Genomic DNA, 18,293 nt, shown 5'->3' with positions numbered 1-18,293 from the left:
TCGCCGGAAGAGACTGTTACACAATTCAGTTACCCGACCGCCACCAGCAATACGGCCACGGTGAGTCAAAAACTCGATGCCACACGCTGGCTGGCGTCTAAAACCACCTTTGATGGGTTCGGCAGACCGATACTGTCCAGCCGGGCTGAAGACGGTGCCAATTTCACGATTCACAGCCAAACGCTTTATGACGGCCTGGGCAGGGCGAAGCAGGTGAGCAATCCGTACCGTACTGGCGAGACGCCGGTTTATACGACGACCACTTATGACATCGCCGGACGGGTCGTTTCAGTCACAACGCCGGATGGCGCGCACGTAGACACCGCTTATGACGGCAATCGAGTTCTCGTGATAGATCAGGCTGGGGCGAAACGCTTGAGCGAAACCGATGGGCTGGGGCGGTTGGCGAAAGTGTGGGAGATCAAAGCGTCAGATGCTGAAACCATGCCTGTGACCTTCCCCAACCAGCCTACGGTCACGCAGGGATACCCGACCAGTTACAGTTACGACACGCTCAATAATCTGATTCAAGTTGCGCAGGGCAGCCAGCGCCGCTGGTTTGCTTACGATTCGCTGTCGCGCTTGTTACGGGCGCGCAACCCTGAGCAATCGGCCATCAGCTTTTCGACGCCCGAAATTTCAGTCACGACGGGGGCCGAAACCAATAACGTCTGGTCAATGGCCTATGCCTATGACGCAAACGGCAACCTGGTTAGCAAGAAAGATGCGCGTAACATCGAACTGATTTACGGCTACGACGCGCTCAATCGGAATACGACGGTGGATTACTCCAACACCGCAATCACGCCGGACATCACGCGCATTTATGACAACCAAGCGGCGGGCAAGTACGGCATCGGGCGGTTGTGGAAGAGCTATGCCAACGGCACCGAAACCACCGGCGAAGACGTCGAATACATGGCCGTCACCGGCTACGATGCGCTGGGCCGCCCGCTGACCAAAGAGCAGCGCTTCAAGATCAGCAATAATTGGCGGCCCGCCTACACGATGTCGCGCGCCTACAATCTGGCGGGTGCGGTGACCGCGCAGACCTATCCATCCGGGCGCACGGTCAATTACGCTTACGACAATGCGGGGCGGCCCAGCCTGTTCACGGGGACATTGGGTGACGGGAACTTGCGCACGTATCTGGACGGCTTCACGTATGAAGCGAGCGGGCAGATGGCGCGCGAGCACTTCGGCACCACGAACACCAACCCGACCGGCACAGGGTTGTATCACCACATGGCTTACAACTCACGTTTGCAATTGACGCGCACGGTGCTGGGCAAAGAGGCGGTCAATAACGATGGCTGGAATTTGGGTAAGCTGACCTTTTATTACACCAACTTTGCCCGTTCGCAATCAGCGCCGAACCTTTCTGATCAAGGCACGGACAATAACGGCAATGTCACCGTGATGCAGCATTGGACGCCGTTTGACGAGAACAACTACGCCAGCAATTACAAAGTCGCACAGCACGACCGGTATTTTTACGACCAATTAAACCGGATTGATCGGGTCGAAGGCCGGCAGTATGTTTTCTCGAACTACGTTGACGTTTACACGCAGAAATTCAATTACGACCGTTGGGGCAACCGTTCGATTGACCAAAACCTGACCTCGATTTGGCAACCGCCGGGCGGAACCAATCCGGTGGGCATCAACAAATTCCCCTGTGTCGCAAGCACGACGAATAATCGCTTCACCAATTGCGCGGGCTATGCTTTCCAATACGATGCGGCGGGCAATGCGACTTACGACCCAACGGGTGCGGGTGGCGGCACTTACGACGCCGAGAATCGCTTGCTCATAGCGACGGGCATCGCCAGCCAGGGGACGGCGGGCGGCCAGTACGTGTATGACGCCGATGGGCACCGGACGCGCTTCCGGCCCAACGTCTTTGCGGCGAATCCGCGCTGGACACTGTATGCCTACGGGTTTGACGGCGAGTTGGTGGCCGAATATCCGAACGAAGCCTTGCCCGCCGCGCCCGGCACTGAATATGGTTTCAGCGCGGGCGCGCGCAAGATCATTGTCACCGGCTCGAACGCCAGCGGCGCGGGCAGTACGATCAATCTGGCCGCGCCCAACGGCGGCTTTGAAACGCCCACGGTTGGCGCGGGCAATTATCAGATGAACCCGGCCAATGCGGAGTGGACATTCACCGGCACGGCGGGCGTCAGCGGCAATGGCAGCCCCTTGAACAGCGGCAACAGCGCCGCGCCCGAAGGCGGGCAGGCCGCGTTCCTGCAAGGTGGCGGCGAGTCTTTGATTGAACAAAAGCTCAATGGCTTCGATGCGACGCGCAGTTATCAACTCAGCTTCCAGGCGGCGCAAGGGTGGGCAGACAGGCGCAGTGCGCCGCCCACGACGGCGCAATTCGAAGTGTTCTTTGACAACTTATCGCTGGGCGTTTACGAAGTCTCGGCGGCCAGTTATGTCAATCTGACGACGCCCGCGTTCACCGTGCCGACCGGCAGCGGGACAGTGCGCTTTGTGGCGCGCAATGAGAAGGAAAGCGATACGACGGTGTTGCTGGACAACGTGACGTTGACGGGGAATGCGCCAGGGACGAACAACGCGGAGGTGCGCTGGCTGGTGGCGGATCATTTGGGGACGCCGCGCATGAATGTGGGGCTGGCAGGGACGCTGGCGGATGTGCGGCGGCATGATTATTTGCCGTTCGGAGAAGAGTTGGTGGCATTGCAGACGCCGCATCGGCTGGCGAACAATGGATATTTGGCGGATGGGGTGCGGCAGAAGTTTACGGGGAAGGAGCGGGATGGGGAGACAGGGCTGGATTATTTTCAGGCGCGTTACTTCTCAAATGTGCAAGGAAGATTCACAAGCCCCGATAGCTTTCAGGGAAAAGCCATTAGCCCACAGACACTCAATCTCTACACATACGTCAGGAACAACCCACTGAAATATGTCGACCCATCCGGCCATTTGGCGCAAGACCCGAAGAAGGATGATGATTATGATCCCCGTAAAACTGTAGCTGTGATTGAAACAAAAGAAAAAGGCGGATTCTTAGGGAAAGTTGGCCGGTTCTTTTCAAAAGTCTTTGGGTTGAGCGCCCCTCTTGCGGTGCCAGTCGCAGGCTCTCTCGTTACCGGGGCACGTGCGCGTCAATTCCTGATGGATAACTCTGAAACATACAGAAATTTTCAAGAAGGTATCCATGACCCAGGCTTTCAGATGTCAGTAACAATGGCGACTTACGGGTTTGGAGGACCTCCGATCGCGGCTGAGGAAACGGCGGCGGTAATGGAAGCTGATATTGAGTTGGTGCTTGAAGCAGAGATGGCAGCTTTAGCTAGGGGGTTGGGATCTGTCATACCTGATGAAGCGTTGGTAGTGCGCGGAGGACTCAATCTCCCAGAAAATTTCATCAATGGTAGCAAAGTTTTTGTCGATGCCGCCAACCAGTTGCACGGAGTGTCAGTTACAAGTGAGGCTGGAGTGTCTGTCGCGGAACTTTCACAAACCGTCCGTAACGGGCAAATAGGCGTAACAACAGCAAGAGAGATAAGAGCTGCTGGTGGAGCAATATTCCCGAGCATGAGAAGTGCAAGAAATCCATTTCATTGCACGGTGTGTAATTTAAGTCCTCAAGAGGCGAGCAAGCTCTTTACGCCAACCAGGCCTAACCCAAACAAATGATAAGGCAATGTGATTTCTATGAATATAGAGAGAATATACGCGGATTTTCATAAAATTGACGATACTGGGCGTTTAGTGCTCTGCTGTTATGGAACCAAAAGAGATTTAGCAAAGCATCAGCTAGAGCTACGTGATGGCCTAACTCTTACATTCTATATGGATGATGGAGATGAGCATGGGAACCCAGACAACTTAATTGTGCAAGGGGTAGTTCAATTCAATAAGCTAACTAATGAATGGGTTGCTGAAATTGATTGGGAGCAAATGCGACATGAGTCTGAATTGGTAGCACAAGCAGATGGATTATCGAAGTAATGCTCACCGCCATCAATACTCCGCCCCTCTCTAACGGCGGCTTTGAAAGGTTTTGAAACGCCCACGGTTGGCGCGGGCAATTATCAGATGAACCCGGCCAATGCGGAGTGGACATTCACCGGCGCTGCGGGCATCAGCGGCAACGGCAGTACGGTGAATGCGGGTAACAGCGCCGCGCCCGAAGGCGGACAGGCTGCGTTTTTGCAAGGCGGTAGCGAGTCTTTCATTGAACAAAAGATCAATGGCTTCGATGCGACGCGTAGTTATCAACTCAGCTTCCAGGCGGCGCAAGGGTGGGCAGACCGGCGCAGTGCGCCGCCCACGACGGCGCAATTCGAAGTGTTCTTTGACAACTTATCGCTGGGCGTTTACGAAGTCTCGGCGGCCAGTTATGTCAGTCTGACGACGCCAGCCTTCACCGTGCCGCCCACCGGCAGCGGGACGGTGCGCTTTGTGGCGCGCAACGAGAAGGAAAGCACGACGACAGTGTTGCTGGACAACGTGACGTTGACGGGGAATGCGCCGGGGACGAACAACGCGGACGTGCGCTGGCTGGTGACGGATCATCTGGGGACGCCGCGCATGATCGTGGGGCTGGCGGGAACGCTGGCGGATGTGCGTCGGCACGATTATTTGCCGTTCGGAGAAGAGTTGGTGGCATTGCAGACGCCGTATCGGTTAGCGAACAATGGGTATGTGGCGGATGGGGTGCGGCAGAAGTTTGGGTCGTATGAGCGAGACAACGAAACCGGGCTGGATTATGCGCAGGCGCGTTATTACGCTAATGTGCAAGGACGATTTACAAGTCCTGATATTCCTTTGGCTGATCAGGATGTTGCCGATCCGCAAAGTTGGAATCTGTACTCTTATGTTCGCAATAACCCACTTGCATTTACTGACCCAACAGGGCGGTACGAATGCGATGCGAACGGTAACTGTCGTGGGGTACGTGACGGAGAAAAAAATGGCGATCTGTATTGGAATGCAAAAGGGAAGGTTTGGGAGAGTGGTAGCGAATTTGTGGCGCGAGTCGGAAAAGATAAGAAGGATCAGTGTGATTGTCACTTCCCACGAGATAGCCAGCGCACTTGGCCGAGTACTCAAGCCGTAGAACCTCCGCAGATGATCCCAATCGTCAGTGGTTTTAGGGAGTTTTGGAACAGCAAGGAAGGACAATTGGCGGTCACTTTCTTGCCTTTACCAGGCACTTTGATTGCAAAAGTATTAACCAAGTTGAACTTTCTTGTCCGCCCAGGAGCCGGGAAAGCGGTTGTTGAGATTGTCGGTGATGTGAAAGACGCGAAAGTGTTGTTTGATGAACTTCGTGGTGCGAACACCGCCACTCAAGTGGCACCCGGTGTGTTTACTGCAAAACCTTACACTGGTCCTGGAACTCTTACATTCAGAGCCACTTCACAATCTGGTCCCCCTACAGTAGACGTTCACGGTATGGGAGACTGGGCAAAGATCAAATTTGTTCCTAAATAGCCATTCCATAGTCGTAGTTTGATAAGGGAGATATATGCTGACAAAGGCTACTGATATCGCAAAAATGAGGGAAGCTTTCTATGCCTCCTTTTGCTCGCGGAATCCTTTTGAACCTTCTGGCAATCTCGATATGCCTCATCGAATAATTCTATATCCGACTTATGGTTATCATCTTGCAGAAAATCAGTTTCAAGCAGTAGTTGAGGCCTCATTAGCTTGCGGTGAGGAAAGCTTTTTGATCTCAGAGGTAGAATATCAACCCGATCCTTTTGTAACGGGGCAGCACTGGGTGTGCAAAGGTCTAACATTTGATGAGTACTTAAATCTGCCTCTGAGCGTAGAAAATGCGCTTTACTCGCTTAATGGGGAATGGGGGATTTTAGTTTCTCACGAAGATCATGCGCTACTTGTCTCTCGTTTCTCGTTTTGGGAACACTTTCAGAGAAAGTATCCTCAGTGGAAAGATGATCACGAAAAATTTATAGAGTTTTGGCGGCAAAACGTGAGGGAATATGGATCGGACGTTGGTTGGTTAAAAATTTTTCTTGCCCATCTTTCTGCATAGCTGGGAAACTCAAAGTTTCTGTCAACAAGGAAACGGAAACGGGAGGCCCAGTTGACAACCACCCATTTTGACCGGCTTTCAGACCAAGCCGACGATAGTCAAAATGGGCTTATAGCTATACTGTTTTTACCTTCCGAAGCCAGCGGAACAATGCTTGAATCAAGCTAACAAGAAGTGATCTGTCACGGAATTTTCTCGCGCGACAGCCCGCATTGCTGCTGCGCCGGGGCATAGTGTGTCCAAACTACGGAGAGTAAACCAATGAAGACCAATTCCAGCTTTCACTTTCGCGCCATTATTCATTGCCTAAAGGCGCGCCAGTTGTTTTGGACGCTGCCTGTACTGGTTGGCGTGTTGCTGGCGGCAATGTTGATTTCTGCCCGGCGCACCAAGGCGAGCCCGTCGCCAGCAATAACCCCAGCGCAAAGCAAACTCACGCCCTGGGTGCTGGCAAACACTGACAACAGCCAAACTGCCGAGTTTTTCGTCTTGCTTGCCGATCAAGCCGACCTGTCAGAATTATCCACCGTGCTCGACCGCGACACGCGCGCCAAAGCCGTCGCCACGCGTTTGCGCGAGCATGCCCAACGCACACAAGCGCCGCTGCTCGCGTGGTTGCGCGCCAATGGCTTGTCACATCAAACGTTCTATCTGGTCAACGCCGTGCTGGTGACGGGCACGCGCGCTGTGGCCGAAGCGCTGGCCGCGCGCGCCGATGTCGCCCGCATCGAAGGCAATCCCGCCATCCACAATCCAGCCATTGCCCGCCCATCGGCTGAGGAGTTGGCGCAACTGGCCGAACGCGCCGCCGCGCCGCAAGCCATCGAACCGGGCCTCACGGTGATACACGCGCCCGAAGTCTGGAATCTGGGTTACAAGGGCAACGGCATTGTGATTGGCAGCGTGGATTCGGGCGTGGAATGGACGCATCCTGCGTTGCGGAACCGGTATCGCGGCACGGTGGAAGGCTTCGACTATAACTGGTGTGATACGACTGGCGGCGTGACATGCAAGGCGAACTCCGAACCGATTGACGACCACGGGCACGGCACGCACACCATCGGCACGGCGCTGGGCTATGACGGCGGCAGCAATCAAATCGGCGTCGCGCCCGAAGCGAAATTCATGGCTTGCCGCGCGATGGACGCCAACCTGATCGGCACGCCGAATTCCTACCTTAAATGCCTGGAATGGATGCTCAAACCTTATCCCATTGGCGGTGACCCGGTGACGCAGGGTGACATCAACAAACGGCCCGACATTGTGTTGGCAGCCTGGACGTGCCCGCCCAGCGAAGGTTGCGCGTTCGGCGCGTTATCAACGGCGGTGTCGAATTTGCGCAATGCAGGCATCCCGGTGGTGACGATGGCGGGCAGCAATGGGCCGGCGTGTTCAACGGTGTTCGATCCGCCGGGGATTTACAGCACGGCCTATACGGTGGGCGCGGTCAATTCGCTCAGCCCCACCACTATCGTCCCTGCCACCTTTAGCAGTCGCGGGCCGGTGACGGTAGATGGCAGCAATCGGATGAAGCCGGACTTGGCTGCGCCGGGTGTGGGCGTGCGTTCGGCGCGTGCGGGAAGCGGATATGTGGAATACAGCGGGACTTCGATGGCGGCGGCGCACGTGGCAGGGGCCATCGCGTTGCTGTGGTCGGCGCGGCCCGTGTTGCGCGGGAATCTCACGCAGACCCAAAACTATCTCAGTTCCGGCGCGGTGAGCATGCCTACGACCGAATGCAACGGCAACAATACCGCGCCAAATAATGTGACGGGCTTCGGGTTGTTGAACATTAAGCAGACAGTTGATAACGCGGTGAATGCAGGCACTCTACGGGCGGTCAAGGCCGATTTTGACGGTGATCGCCGAACCGATCTGAGTGTTTTTAGGCCCAGTGTAGTGGCCCCTACGCCAAACTGGTTTGTGATCAATAGTGGCAATAACGCGACGATTACAATGCAATGGGGCGCGGGCTATGCGCCTTACAATGATGTGATCGTACCTGGTGATTACGATGGCGATGGCAAGGCCGATCACGCCATCTGGCGCGGCGCGGATTCGCTCTGGTATATCCGGCCCAGCGCAACGCCCAATAGTCCGATAGTGCAACTGTGGGGTGCAAACTATGCGCCATACTTCGATATTCCGACGCCGGGTGATTATGACGGCGATGGCAAGACCGACGTCGCCGTCTTCCGGCGCAGTGGTACCTGGTTCGTCAAACGCAGTTCGGATGGCATGTCCCTGATCCAGACGCACGGGCAGCAGGACGACATTCCGGTGCCCGCCGATTACGACGGCGATGGCAAGACAGACCTTGCAGTGTTTCGTCCCTTGGCGGTGGCACCGGCGCCAAACTGGCTGATCTTACAAAGCACAACGAATACAGTAATCAGCATTCAATGGGGCGCGGGCTATGCGCCATACAACGACCAACCTGTTCCGGCGGATTATGACGGCGATGGCAAGACGGACTTGGCGATTTGGCGCGGGGCGGATGAAATCTGGTACATCCGTAAGAGCAGTGATGGACAATTCATACTGCAATTGTGGGGGACGAGCAATTCGCCGTACTTTGATATTCCAACACCAGGCGACTATGACGGTGACGGCAAGGCGGACATTGCGGTGTGGCGACCTTCGACAGCGGAGTGGTACATCAAACGCAGTAGCAATGGCTCAAACTTGATACAGGCACACGGGCAATCCGGAGATGTTCCCTGTCCATCAACCGGTATCCGCTGACAACTCAAGGGCGTTGAAAGCCGCGCTCGATCTCGCGCATCGTCATCGCAAAATGATCGGGCGGACAGGCGGCGGGGTACTGCGCGCCTTGAACAGGTGTCGCTGTGGTATTTGTGGCTTTGTTGAAGCCGGGCCGAAATGGCGTCGGTTGAGTGCCTATTCTTTAGGGCTGTAAAACTGTTGCAACTTGCCCGTGCTGTTGCGCACGGCGATTTCGATGTTGAGCGTGCGCAGGTCGAGCATGAAGCGGCGCACTTCGGCCAGCGCGAAGGCGATGAATTCGTCCTCGCTGGCAAAGCGCTGGCGTTCATTCAACAAACACTTCATCAGTTCGCCGGGGCCAGTTGGTTGTTCGCTTGTCGCACTCATGGACTTTCCCTTTTGACGTTGCTTCGCCCAAGCAAAATGGGTGTCAAGCAGCACCTGCCACCTGACACCCAATCGCTGTGAAACGTGAGTTCCCACTACACCAGGAAAAGCATCTCGCGGTATTTGGGCAAGGGCCATAGACCGTCATCCACGACGCCTTCCAGTTTGTCGCAAACCTCGCGCACGGCCAGCATCGCCTCGGAAACGGCGCTTGCAAAGGCCACGGCTTTTTTCTCGACGTTGTCGTGCTCGGCTTTTTCGACCGTGTGATCGAGCGCGGCCACGGCGCCGTTAAGATCGGCGATCAATTGCGCCAGGGCCGCGACATCAGCCTTTTGGCTGGCCAGCGCTGCTTCCGCCACACCGACGGCGGCGAGGGCGGCGACAGAACCGGCGACCTGCGCTTGGTAGGTATAGGCCGCTGGCAAGACCGCCGTCAGCGCCAGTTCGCGCAAGGCGGCGACTTCGATTTCGAGGTCTTTGATGTAACGCTCGATTTCGAGGTGATAGCGCGATTCGAGTTCGTCGGGTTTGTAAACGCCCGAATTTTTGAAGAGCGCTTTGACCTCTTTGGTCTTGAGTTGCAGCAAGGCTTCGGGCGTCTTGGCCAGATTGAGCAACCCGCGCTTGGCTGCTTCGTCGCGCCATTCGTCGGCGTAGTTGTTGCCCTCGAAACGAATCGCCTTGGTCTCGGCCACGAATTCCTTGATGACATCAATCACAGCCTTGTCGAAATCCTTCGTCTTCTTCAACGAAGCTTCCAGCCGCGCGGCCATCTCGGCCAACGCCTCGCCCACCGCCGAATTCAGCGTCGCCATCGGCGTGGCCGTCGAGGAGGAAGACGCCACCGCGCGGAACTCGAATTTGTTGCCCGTGAAAGCGAACGGCGAAGTACGGTTGCGGTCGGTGTTGTCCTTGGCGATTTCGGGCAGCTTGGATATGCCTAGCGCGATGACCTGTTTTTCCGAAGTCGCGCCTTTTAGCTTGCCGGCTTCGATAGCGTCCAGAATCTTGGTCAGCGCGTCGCCCAGGAAGACCGAAATGATCGCGGGCGGCGCTTCATTCGCGCCCAGCCGGTGATCATTGCCCGAACTGGCGATGGCCGCGCGCAAGGCGCCTTGATGTTTGTAAACGCCCTTCATGGTGGCCAGCAGGAAGCAGAGAAATTGCAGGTTCTTTTCCGGCGTATCGCCCGGTTCCAACAGGTTCTCACCGTTGTCGGTCGCCATTGACCAGTTGTTGTGCTTGCCGCTGCCGTTGATCCCGGCAAAGGGTTTCTCGTGAATGAGGAAGGCCAGATTGTGGCGTTTGGCGACCTGGCGCAGCATTTCCATCGTCAACTGGTTGTGATCGGTGGCGACGCTGACCGACTCAAACAGCGGCGCGCTCTCGTATTGGGACGGCGCGACTTCGTTGTGGCGCGTCTTGACCGGAATGCCCAGCTTAAAGAGTTCGTGCTCGAATTCCTGCATAAACGCCAGAATGCGCGCCTTGATCGAACCGAAGTATTGATCTTCCAGTTCCTGCCCTTTGGGCGGCTTCGCGCCGATCAACGTGCGGCCGGTGGCGACCAGGTCGGGACGCAGCGCGTAAAAGGCCTCGTCAATCAAGAAGTATTCCTGCTCAGGCCCCAGCGTCGAAAAGACGCGCGTGGCTTTGCTGTTGAAGAGCTTCAGCACTTTTTGCGCGTTCATGTTCAGGTATTCGTCCGAACGCAAGAGCGGCGTTTTCTTATCCAGGATTTGGCCGTGATAGGAGATGAAGACGGACGGAATGCAAAGTGTCTTGCCGTTCGTGCTGTCCATAATGAAGATCGGCGTCGAGGGGTCCCAAGCCGTGTAACCGCGCGCTTCAAACGTCGCGCGCAAGCCGCCCGACGGAAAGCTGGAGGCGTCCGGCTCGCTCTGAATCAACTGCGAAGCGTCAAAACGTTCGATGGCTTGGCCCTCGCCATCAATGGTCAAGAAGGTATCGTGCTTCTCGGCGGTGATGCCGGTGTTGGGCTGGAACCAGTGTGTGTAATGCGTCGCGCCTTTTTCAATCGCCCACTCCTTGACCGCATGCGCGACTGCCGGCGCGATGGATTGATCCAGCTTGTGCCCGCCTTTGACGGTTTGCAGCAGCGATTTGTAAACGGCCTTGGGCAGCTTCTCGACCATGACTTTGGCATTGAAGGTGTTGCTGCCAAACAGATCGGACGCTTTGGCACCGTTGGCGATCACCCGCGGGGTGCGTTTGCTGACTTCGTTAATCGCCCAGAGGCGACCCTGATTTCCTGTTGTGCTCATACTGTGTTTGGTCTCTCCGATGTAGTTGGGATGTGTGGCGCGCCGTGCAGTGTCAAACGCGACCCCGCAACTGCTGCGTCCGGTAATGCATCATGCCGTGGGAGTTGGTGTGGGCTGTCTGACCAGCCGATTCCCGACGATCTTGTAGCAATTGGCTTGCCAGCACTGAGTGACAGCGGATAACCAAGGTAAACGTTGATTATGCAAGCAAAAGACATGTTTCGAGTGATGAGAGAAGAATGTAGAGAGTTGCAAAATTGTCGTGAAGAGTCGGTAATACAACAATTTTGTCTGTCGGCGCAATCTCTGGCTGTACAAAGTTAGGATAGTGGCTCAAAAAGGAGGGGTCATGCCGCAGATGAACGCAGAAAAACGCAGAGCAAGCTGCATAGACAATGGAATTGGTCTGCGTTGGTCTGCGTTGGTCTGCGTTGATCTGCGGCTTAGCTCTCCCCATTGACCCACCACCAAAGTTAGTAACCTGCTGGGCTTTGCTAAAGCCCGGTTGCCGCATACCTAACAAGATTCAGGTGTGGCCTTGTTTAACCTCTGAACCGCTTACAATCAATTCCGTACTTTTTCACTTTGTAGCCCAAAATCCGCTCGGTCGTATCCAGCATGCGCGCCGCCCGCGCCCGGTTGCCGCGCGCGGTTTTGAGCACGTCCTGAATCATCTCTTTCTCGAAGGCGCCGACGGCCTGATCCAAGCCCAGGCGCGTGCCGGTGTCGGAGCCTTCGGCGGTTTGCAGCGTGGGCGGCAGGTGATAGCCGTGAATGACGTTGCCATCTGAAACCAGCGTCGCGCGTTCGATGACGTTTTCCAATTCGCGCACATTGCCGGGCCAGTGGTAGCTGTTAAGCATGTCAATCGCAGGCGTCGAGATGCGCTTGATGCTCTTGCCGTTCTGCCGTCCGTATTTTTCCAGGAAGTGATCGGCCAGCAACAGCACGTCGGTCTTGCGTTCGCGCAGCGGCGGCAGGTAAATCGAAAAGACATTCAGCCGGTAATACAAATCCGAACGGAACTTGCCGTCCTGCACCGCCGCTTCCAAATCCACGTTGGTCGCGGTGATCACGCGCACGTTGACCTTGATGGTTTCCATCCCGCCGACGCGCTCGAATTCGCGCTCTTGCAAAACGCGCAGCAGTTTGACCTGCATCGCGGGCGAGAGGTCGCCGATCTCATCCAGAAAAAGCGTGCCGCCTTCGGCTAATTCAAAGCGCCCGCGTTTGCGTTGAATCGCGCCGGTGAACGCGCCTTTCTCGTGGCCGAAAAGCTCGGCTTCGATCAGGCTTTCGGGCAGCGCCGCGCAGTTCACTTTGACGAAGGGCTTGGCCGAACGCGGGCTGTTGTAGTGAATGGCGTGCGCGACTAATTCCTTGCCGGTGCCCGATTCGCCGCGAATCAAAACCGTGGTGTTGGAATGGGCGACCTGCGCGACTTGTTCGTAAACATCGCGCATTTCCTTGCTGGTGCCGACGATGTTGCGGAAGTCGTATTTCTGCTGCAATTCGCGTTTGAGCAGCGTGTTCTCTTCGGTCAGTTGGGCCTTTTCCTGTTCGACCATCTGGGCCAGCCGCAAGCTTTGCGCAATCATCGAAGCGATGATCGTCAGCAGCTTGACCGAATCGTCATAGCTGCGATTTTGCTTGTACGGGAAGAGAATCGAAAGCGCGCCGATAGTTTTGCGGCGGTCTTTGATCGGGACGCAGATGAAGGAATCTTCCTGGCCGCCGCCCGTGCGTTTGGTGCGGTTCAGAAAGAGCGGCTCTTTGCTGATTTGCGGCACGATCACGGGCTTGCCAGTCGTGACCACACGTCCGGTGATGCCTTCGTCCAGGCGGTACTTGCCGCGCTGAATCTCTTTCTCGCTCATGCCGTGGGCGTATTTGATCGAAAGTTCGCCGCTTTCGCCGGCCTTTTCGTTGAGCAGGGCAATCGCGCCCTGCCGCATCCCCAGTTCACGGTCTAAAATCTCCAGCGCTTTTTCCAACGCTTCGCGCAGATCAAGCGTGGAGCCTAAGGCCTGGCTTACATCGAGCAAGGCCGTCAACCGCCGAATCTGCATTGCTTGTTCATCCATAAAAATTCGACTGCCGGAAAAAATCTTCCAGTCGCTTGCCGCTCCCGTTTATCCTGTTACAAAAATGTTTGAATGATGCCGATAAGATAACATTTTTGTCGTTCAAGCCCCAGGCGGTAATTTCATGTCTCGGGTGTCACAGGCCGTTGTAACCGCTTGGCGCACTGCGAATTCATACGTGGACAGCCCGCCGGAAAATTCGTAAGATGCGGCCCGCCACTCAAGGCACCCCACACAAGTTGCAAACATCAGACCAGCAGTCCCCGCGTTCCCCACAACGCCATTCTCCCCCATCTGTCTCATCAATTTTTAACAGCGCCTATTTCTCAACGCTCGTTGGTTAGCAACTTTTGCGACCGGCTTGCGTCTTGCGCCCAAACCCGGAGGAGCACGAATGATTCGCAAAATGAACTTACTGGCAGCGTTATGTCTGTTGCTGTGTGGCGTGTGCCTGAGCATTCAGGCCGATACCCTGACGCTCAAGAATGGCGACCGCGTCAGCGGCCAGATCGTCAAATCAGACGGCAAGAAAATCACGGTCAAAACCGAATTCATGGGGACGGTTGAAATCGCCTGGGAGGCCGTAGACGTGCTGGCCAGCACCGAACCGGTTTACCTCACGCTCACCGACAACCAAACCGTCGTCGGCAAGGTCAGCGCCAGCGGCGACCAATACGAAGTCGAAACCAAAGAGACCGGCAAGGTCAAAGTCGCCAAGGCTGCGATTGCCGCGGTGCGCAACGCCGCCGAATTCAACGCCTGGAAAGCCGAAGTTGACCGGCTGAAAAATCCCGGCCTGCTTGATCTGTGGGCGGGCGCGGTGGATGTGGGCTTGAGCTTGGCGCGTGGCAACGCTGAGACGAATACCTTCACGCTGGCGGCCAACGCCGTGCGCGCCACGCCGCGCGACAAAATCACCGTCTATGCGACTTCGTTGCGGGCCAGTTCACGTCGGCGCACCGAAAAAGATTTCGCGCAGGTGGCCAATGCCATTCGCGGCGGCGGGCGTTATGACGTGAATCTGTCGTCGCGCAGCTTCGTCTTTGGCACCGGCGATCTGGAATTCGATGAGTTTCAGAATCTGGATTTGCGTATGTCGCTGGGCGGCGGCTTCGGTTATAAGCCGATCAAGAATGACCGTACCGCGCTGGATGTATTCGGCGGCGGCGCTTATACCAAGGAGTATTTTGCGGCTGGCTCGCCGCTCAAGCGCAGCCGTGGCGAAGTGTTGCTAGGCGAAGAGCTAACGCACAAACTGGCGGCCCGTTCCCTGTTGCGTGAACGGCTCGTCTTTTTCCCGAACATGAGCCAGCGCGGCGAATACCGCATGCAATTCGACACCGCGCTCTCGACCAATCTGAATCGCTGGCTGGCGTGGCAGGTCACGTACAGCAACCGCTACCTGAGCAATCCGCCGGTCATCGTGCCCGCGCTGAAAAAGAGCGATTCGCTGTTGACGACGGGGCTGCGGTTTACGTTTGCGAAATAACTGTGATGGGAGCAATGGGAGCAATTGAGAGACGCGACGATTTACACAGTTTTCCCGTCCCCTTGTTCCCCTCACCTCTCCCATCGTTCCCATCCTCACCCAGGCCGCCCCGAATAATACTCGCTCGCCACTTCGACCAGCGTCACCGCCAAGAGTGTTACGACCGGCCCCAGCACAAACCCCAAAAAACCGAAGACCGCCAAGCCGCCCATCGCGCTGAAAAAGACCAGCAGCGTGTGCAGCCGCACCTCGCCCTGCGCCAAGTACGGATAAAGAATGTTGTCAATAAAGCTCAGCACCGTCACGCCCCAAACGGCCAGAATCAGCGCCTTGATGGCCGAGCCTTTGATCCACAACAACAGCGCCGCCGGTACCCAAACCAGCGCAATGCCGATCACCGGGATCAACGAAGCCACCGCGCCCACCGCGCCCCACAACGCGGGCGAGGGTACGCCCAGCAGCCAGAACGCCAGCCCCGCCAGCAAGCCTTTGATCAAACTGATGACCACGACGCCGTTGATCGAAGCGCGCACGACATCGGCAATCATCGCGCCGATTTCATCTGCCGTCTCAGCCTCGATGGGCAAGGCGCGTTTCAAATACTCAACGATTTTTGCGCCATCGCGGAAGAAGAAAAAGAGCGTGAAGGCCACCATCACGACGTTGAACAGGAACGCAGAGATATTGGTCAGCGCGCCGCTGAAGACGCTGACCGCCACCGCGCCCGCGCGCTGCGCGGCATTGCTCAACATCTCATTAGCATCGCCCTCGAAGTCTTTGAAATGCACCTGCACCCATTGCCAGGCCGGGCCGACGTAGCGCGTCTGTGTCAACGCGGCTTCCCAGTCTTTGATATTTGCCGCGCTGGTTTTGATTTGCCCGACGCCCAGCGCCACTTCGCGCGAAATCGCCAGCACCAGCAACAGTAATGGCAACACCGCCACCAGCGTCGTCAACAACGTGCTGGCCAAGGCGCGCAGATCAGGATTTTTGATGAACTTGCCCAGCCGCGTATGCAGCGGCGCAAAAACAATCGCCAGAATGCCGGCCCAGGCGATGGCTTCCAGAAACGGCTGCGCGATCTGAAAACAGAGATACGCCAGTAGCACCGCGACAATGGCCAAAAACGTCGTGGTGGCAGTGTTGCGGCGAAGCTTGAGCTGACCCGTGTTCATCATCGGTGCGGCCTCCTGTTGAATTGTTGCTATGCGGGAAAGACTGCTTCTCTAAATGCGGCGGGATTGTAGGCGTGGCAGGCTGAACTTGGCAATTCCGAGCCAAACGGTGCAGGGAGCACGCACGCTCCCTGCACCGTACCGGTGCGTTTGTATGCACCGAAGCAAATCGAACGCAGAGGGCCGCTTACCAACCCATACGTTCACGCAACCGGGTGATATGCGCAACGTGATGCTGCCCGTGCCACTCGTACATTTGCAAGGCGACATCCAGCGACATTACGCCCGCTTCGGGATGCCGCAACTCGCGCGCAAACGCTTCCGCTGGTTGCGCGCGCAAACAGATCGTCCAACGCTCGTGAATCGCTTCCAGCAAGCGCAGCGAGGGTTCCAGGTTGGCGTTGCGCCCGTCCTCCAACTCGGCCCAACGCTTTTCATCGTAAGGCTTGACGGTAGGCACATCTTCGGTCAGCCCAAGCTTGAATCGCACGTAGGCGTTGGCGTGACTATCAGCCGTGTGGTGCACGGTTTGACGCACCGTCCAGCCCTCAGGGCGATAGGGCGTTTCGAGTTGTTCGTGCGACAGCCCGGCAATGGCGGCCCGCATACGGGCAGGCGTTTGATCCAGGCTGGTGATGAGTTCCTGTCGTTGGGCGGCGGTGATGACGGGTTGGGCGACAAAATCGCCGATGGGGTAGCTCAGATCGGACATTCTCATTTCTCCTTATGCGTTGACTTCCAAAAGAAAGACTTTCACCACGAGTAGCATTCCAGTTAGAGACAAAAGAGAGATTACGGAACAAACGGAAATAACGGAACACACGGAAGAAACCGTTAAGCCAGCCAGGCTTTTCCGTCTATTCCGTTATTTCCGTTTGTTCCGTAATCTCTCTTTCCTCGTTGATCAACTACCCGTTGTAAAGAGACGAAACAGTCGAACAGGGAAGTCTTCCTCCGTGCTCTTCGTCGCTTTGTGGTTACATTTGTTTGACGCACCCACATCATACGCAGAAATATCGAATGCAGAAAACTCATTGTTTTCATCCTTTCGATGAATTACTTTCACTCACCGAAAGCGAGACCGCCCAAATGCAACTGGACATCCGCCACCTCAAACTCATCATTGCCGTCACCGAAGAGAAAAGCGTGACCCGCGCGGGCGAACGCCTGCACCTGACGCAATCGGCGCTGAGCCATCAATTGCGCGACATCGAAGCGCGGCTCGGCACGCCGTTGTTTTTGCGCTTGAGCAAAAAGATGGTGCTGACCCAGGCGGGCGAACGCTTGTTGTATTCAGCCCGTCAGGTGCTGGAAGAACTTCGGCGGGCGGAAGATGACCTCAAACAGATGGCCGCCAGCGACCGTGGCGCGTTGCGGCTGAGCACCGAGTGTTACACCTGCTATCACTGGCTGCCGGAACTGTTGCGCGAATTCGGCGGCAAGTACCCCAATGTCGAGATGAAGATCATGGTCGAATTCACCCACGACCCGTTCCCCGCGCTGCTCAACGGCAAGCTTGATTTGGCGATTGTGTCATCCCGCTCGCGCGACAAACGGGTGCATTACAAACCGCTCTTCCGCGACGAACTCGTCGCCGTGATGGCCCCCGAACACCCGCTGGCCGCGCGCGATTATTTGCGCGCGCGCGATTTTGCCGACCAGCATTTGATCCTGTACGTCCCGCCCAAAGACAGCGATTTGTTCAACAACGTCCTGGTTCCGGCGGGCGTCAAGCCTGCGCGGTTGACGGTTATGCAACTGACCGAAGCGATCATCGAACTGGTCAAAGCCGATCTCGGCATCAGCGTGCTGGCGCGTTGGGCCGTGCAAGAACAACTCAAGGCGGGGAATCTCATCGCCCGCCCCGTCACCAAAAAGGGCCTGCACCGCCAATGGAGCGCCGCCCTCCTGCGCCACGATTTCGTGCCCGCCTATGTGAATGACTTTGTCGAATTGCTATCGCGCCCGGCCATGCCGCTCGCCAAACCCGGCATCGTCAAACTGGTTTCGGCGTAGCAGCGGAACGGTGTTCAATCCTGGGTACGCACCGCTTCCAGCGTGCGGTCTTGGCAGTGAATAGCTTGATGCGGAAGGGGGAGCCTACCG

At 56.5% G+C, this 18,293-nt stretch carries 12 protein-coding genes; 7 read left to right on the top strand and 5 right to left on the bottom strand.

Annotation, left to right across the window (positions count from 1 at the left end):
• The 5 genes from HY011_22970 to HY011_22950 form a co-directional block, all read left to right on the top strand.
• On the top strand, positions 1-3,669 hold a 3,669-nt coding region (locus HY011_22970), incomplete at its 5' end, for an RHS repeat-associated core domain-containing protein (protein ID MBI3425800.1).
• A gap of 18 nt (positions 3,670-3,687) precedes the next feature.
• Positions 3,688-3,984 (top strand): hypothetical protein, encoded by a 297-nt coding sequence (locus HY011_22965; protein MBI3425799.1) that lies wholly within the window; start codon positions 3,688-3,690, stop codon positions 3,982-3,984.
• Between the two features lie 87 nt (positions 3,985-4,071).
• Positions 4,072-5,472, top strand: a complete 1,401-nt coding sequence (locus HY011_22960) for an RHS repeat-associated core domain-containing protein (protein ID MBI3425798.1) — start codon at positions 4,072-4,074, stop codon at positions 5,470-5,472.
• A gap of 34 nt (positions 5,473-5,506) precedes the next feature.
• On the top strand, positions 5,507-6,037 hold the full coding sequence (locus HY011_22955; protein ID MBI3425797.1) for a hypothetical protein: 531 nt from the start codon (positions 5,507-5,509) through the stop codon (positions 6,035-6,037).
• Positions 6,038-6,298: 261 nt separating this feature from the next.
• Positions 6,299-8,782 (top strand): S8 family serine peptidase, encoded by a 2,484-nt coding sequence (locus HY011_22950; protein ID MBI3425796.1) that lies wholly within the window; start codon positions 6,299-6,301, stop codon positions 8,780-8,782.
• 156 nt (positions 8,783-8,938) lie between these two features.
• On the opposite strand, the gene HY011_22945 is transcribed toward HY011_22950, so the two are convergent.
• The 3 genes from HY011_22945 to nifA form a co-directional block, all read right to left on the bottom strand.
• Positions 8,939-9,151: a hypothetical protein gene (locus HY011_22945; GenBank protein MBI3425795.1), complete on the bottom strand. Its 213-nt coding sequence runs from the start codon at positions 9,149-9,151 to the stop codon at positions 8,939-8,941.
• A gap of 95 nt (positions 9,152-9,246) precedes the next feature.
• Positions 9,247-11,439 (bottom strand): glutamine synthetase III, encoded by a 2,193-nt coding sequence (locus HY011_22940; protein ID MBI3425794.1) that lies wholly within the window; start codon positions 11,437-11,439, stop codon positions 9,247-9,249.
• A gap of 542 nt (positions 11,440-11,981) precedes the next feature.
• Positions 11,982-13,523 (bottom strand): nif-specific transcriptional activator NifA, encoded by a 1,542-nt coding sequence (nifA, locus tag HY011_22935; protein MBI3425793.1) that lies wholly within the window; start codon positions 13,521-13,523, stop codon positions 11,982-11,984.
• A gap of 394 nt (positions 13,524-13,917) precedes the next feature.
• On the opposite strand from nifA, the gene HY011_22930 reads away from it, so the two are divergent.
• The gene (locus HY011_22930) at positions 13,918-15,012 is read left to right on the top strand and encodes a DUF481 domain-containing protein (GenBank protein MBI3425792.1); all 1,095 of its coding nucleotides are present in this window, start codon (positions 13,918-13,920) and stop codon (positions 15,010-15,012) included.
• A gap of 95 nt (positions 15,013-15,107) precedes the next feature.
• Here HY011_22930 and HY011_22925 read toward each other — a convergent pair whose 3' ends face one another.
• Together HY011_22925 and HY011_22920 are read right to left on the bottom strand one after the other, a co-directional pair.
• Positions 15,108-16,190 carry an AI-2E family transporter gene (locus tag HY011_22925; protein MBI3425791.1) on the bottom strand — a complete coding sequence of 361 codons (1,083 nt, stop codon included), beginning with the start codon at positions 16,188-16,190 and terminating at the stop codon, positions 15,108-15,110.
• A 184-nt stretch (positions 16,191-16,374) separates the two neighbouring features.
• On the bottom strand, positions 16,375-16,905 hold the full coding sequence (locus HY011_22920; protein ID MBI3425790.1) for a putative metal-dependent hydrolase: 531 nt from the start codon (positions 16,903-16,905) through the stop codon (positions 16,375-16,377).
• Between the two features lie 302 nt (positions 16,906-17,207).
• Here HY011_22920 and HY011_22915 point away from each other — a divergent pair, with 302 nt between their 5' ends.
• Positions 17,208-18,203, top strand: coding sequence for a LysR family transcriptional regulator (locus tag HY011_22915; GenBank protein MBI3425789.1), 996 nt, complete (start codon positions 17,208-17,210; stop codon positions 18,201-18,203).
• The last annotated feature ends 90 nt before the right edge of the window (positions 18,204-18,293 follow it).

The sequence above is a fragment of the Acidobacteriota bacterium genome (assembly GCA_016196035.1).
In the GTDB taxonomy this organism is placed as follows: Bacteria; Acidobacteriota; Blastocatellia; order RBC074; family RBC074; genus JACPYM01.
This window is presented reverse-complemented; position numbering and strand designations above follow the sequence as displayed.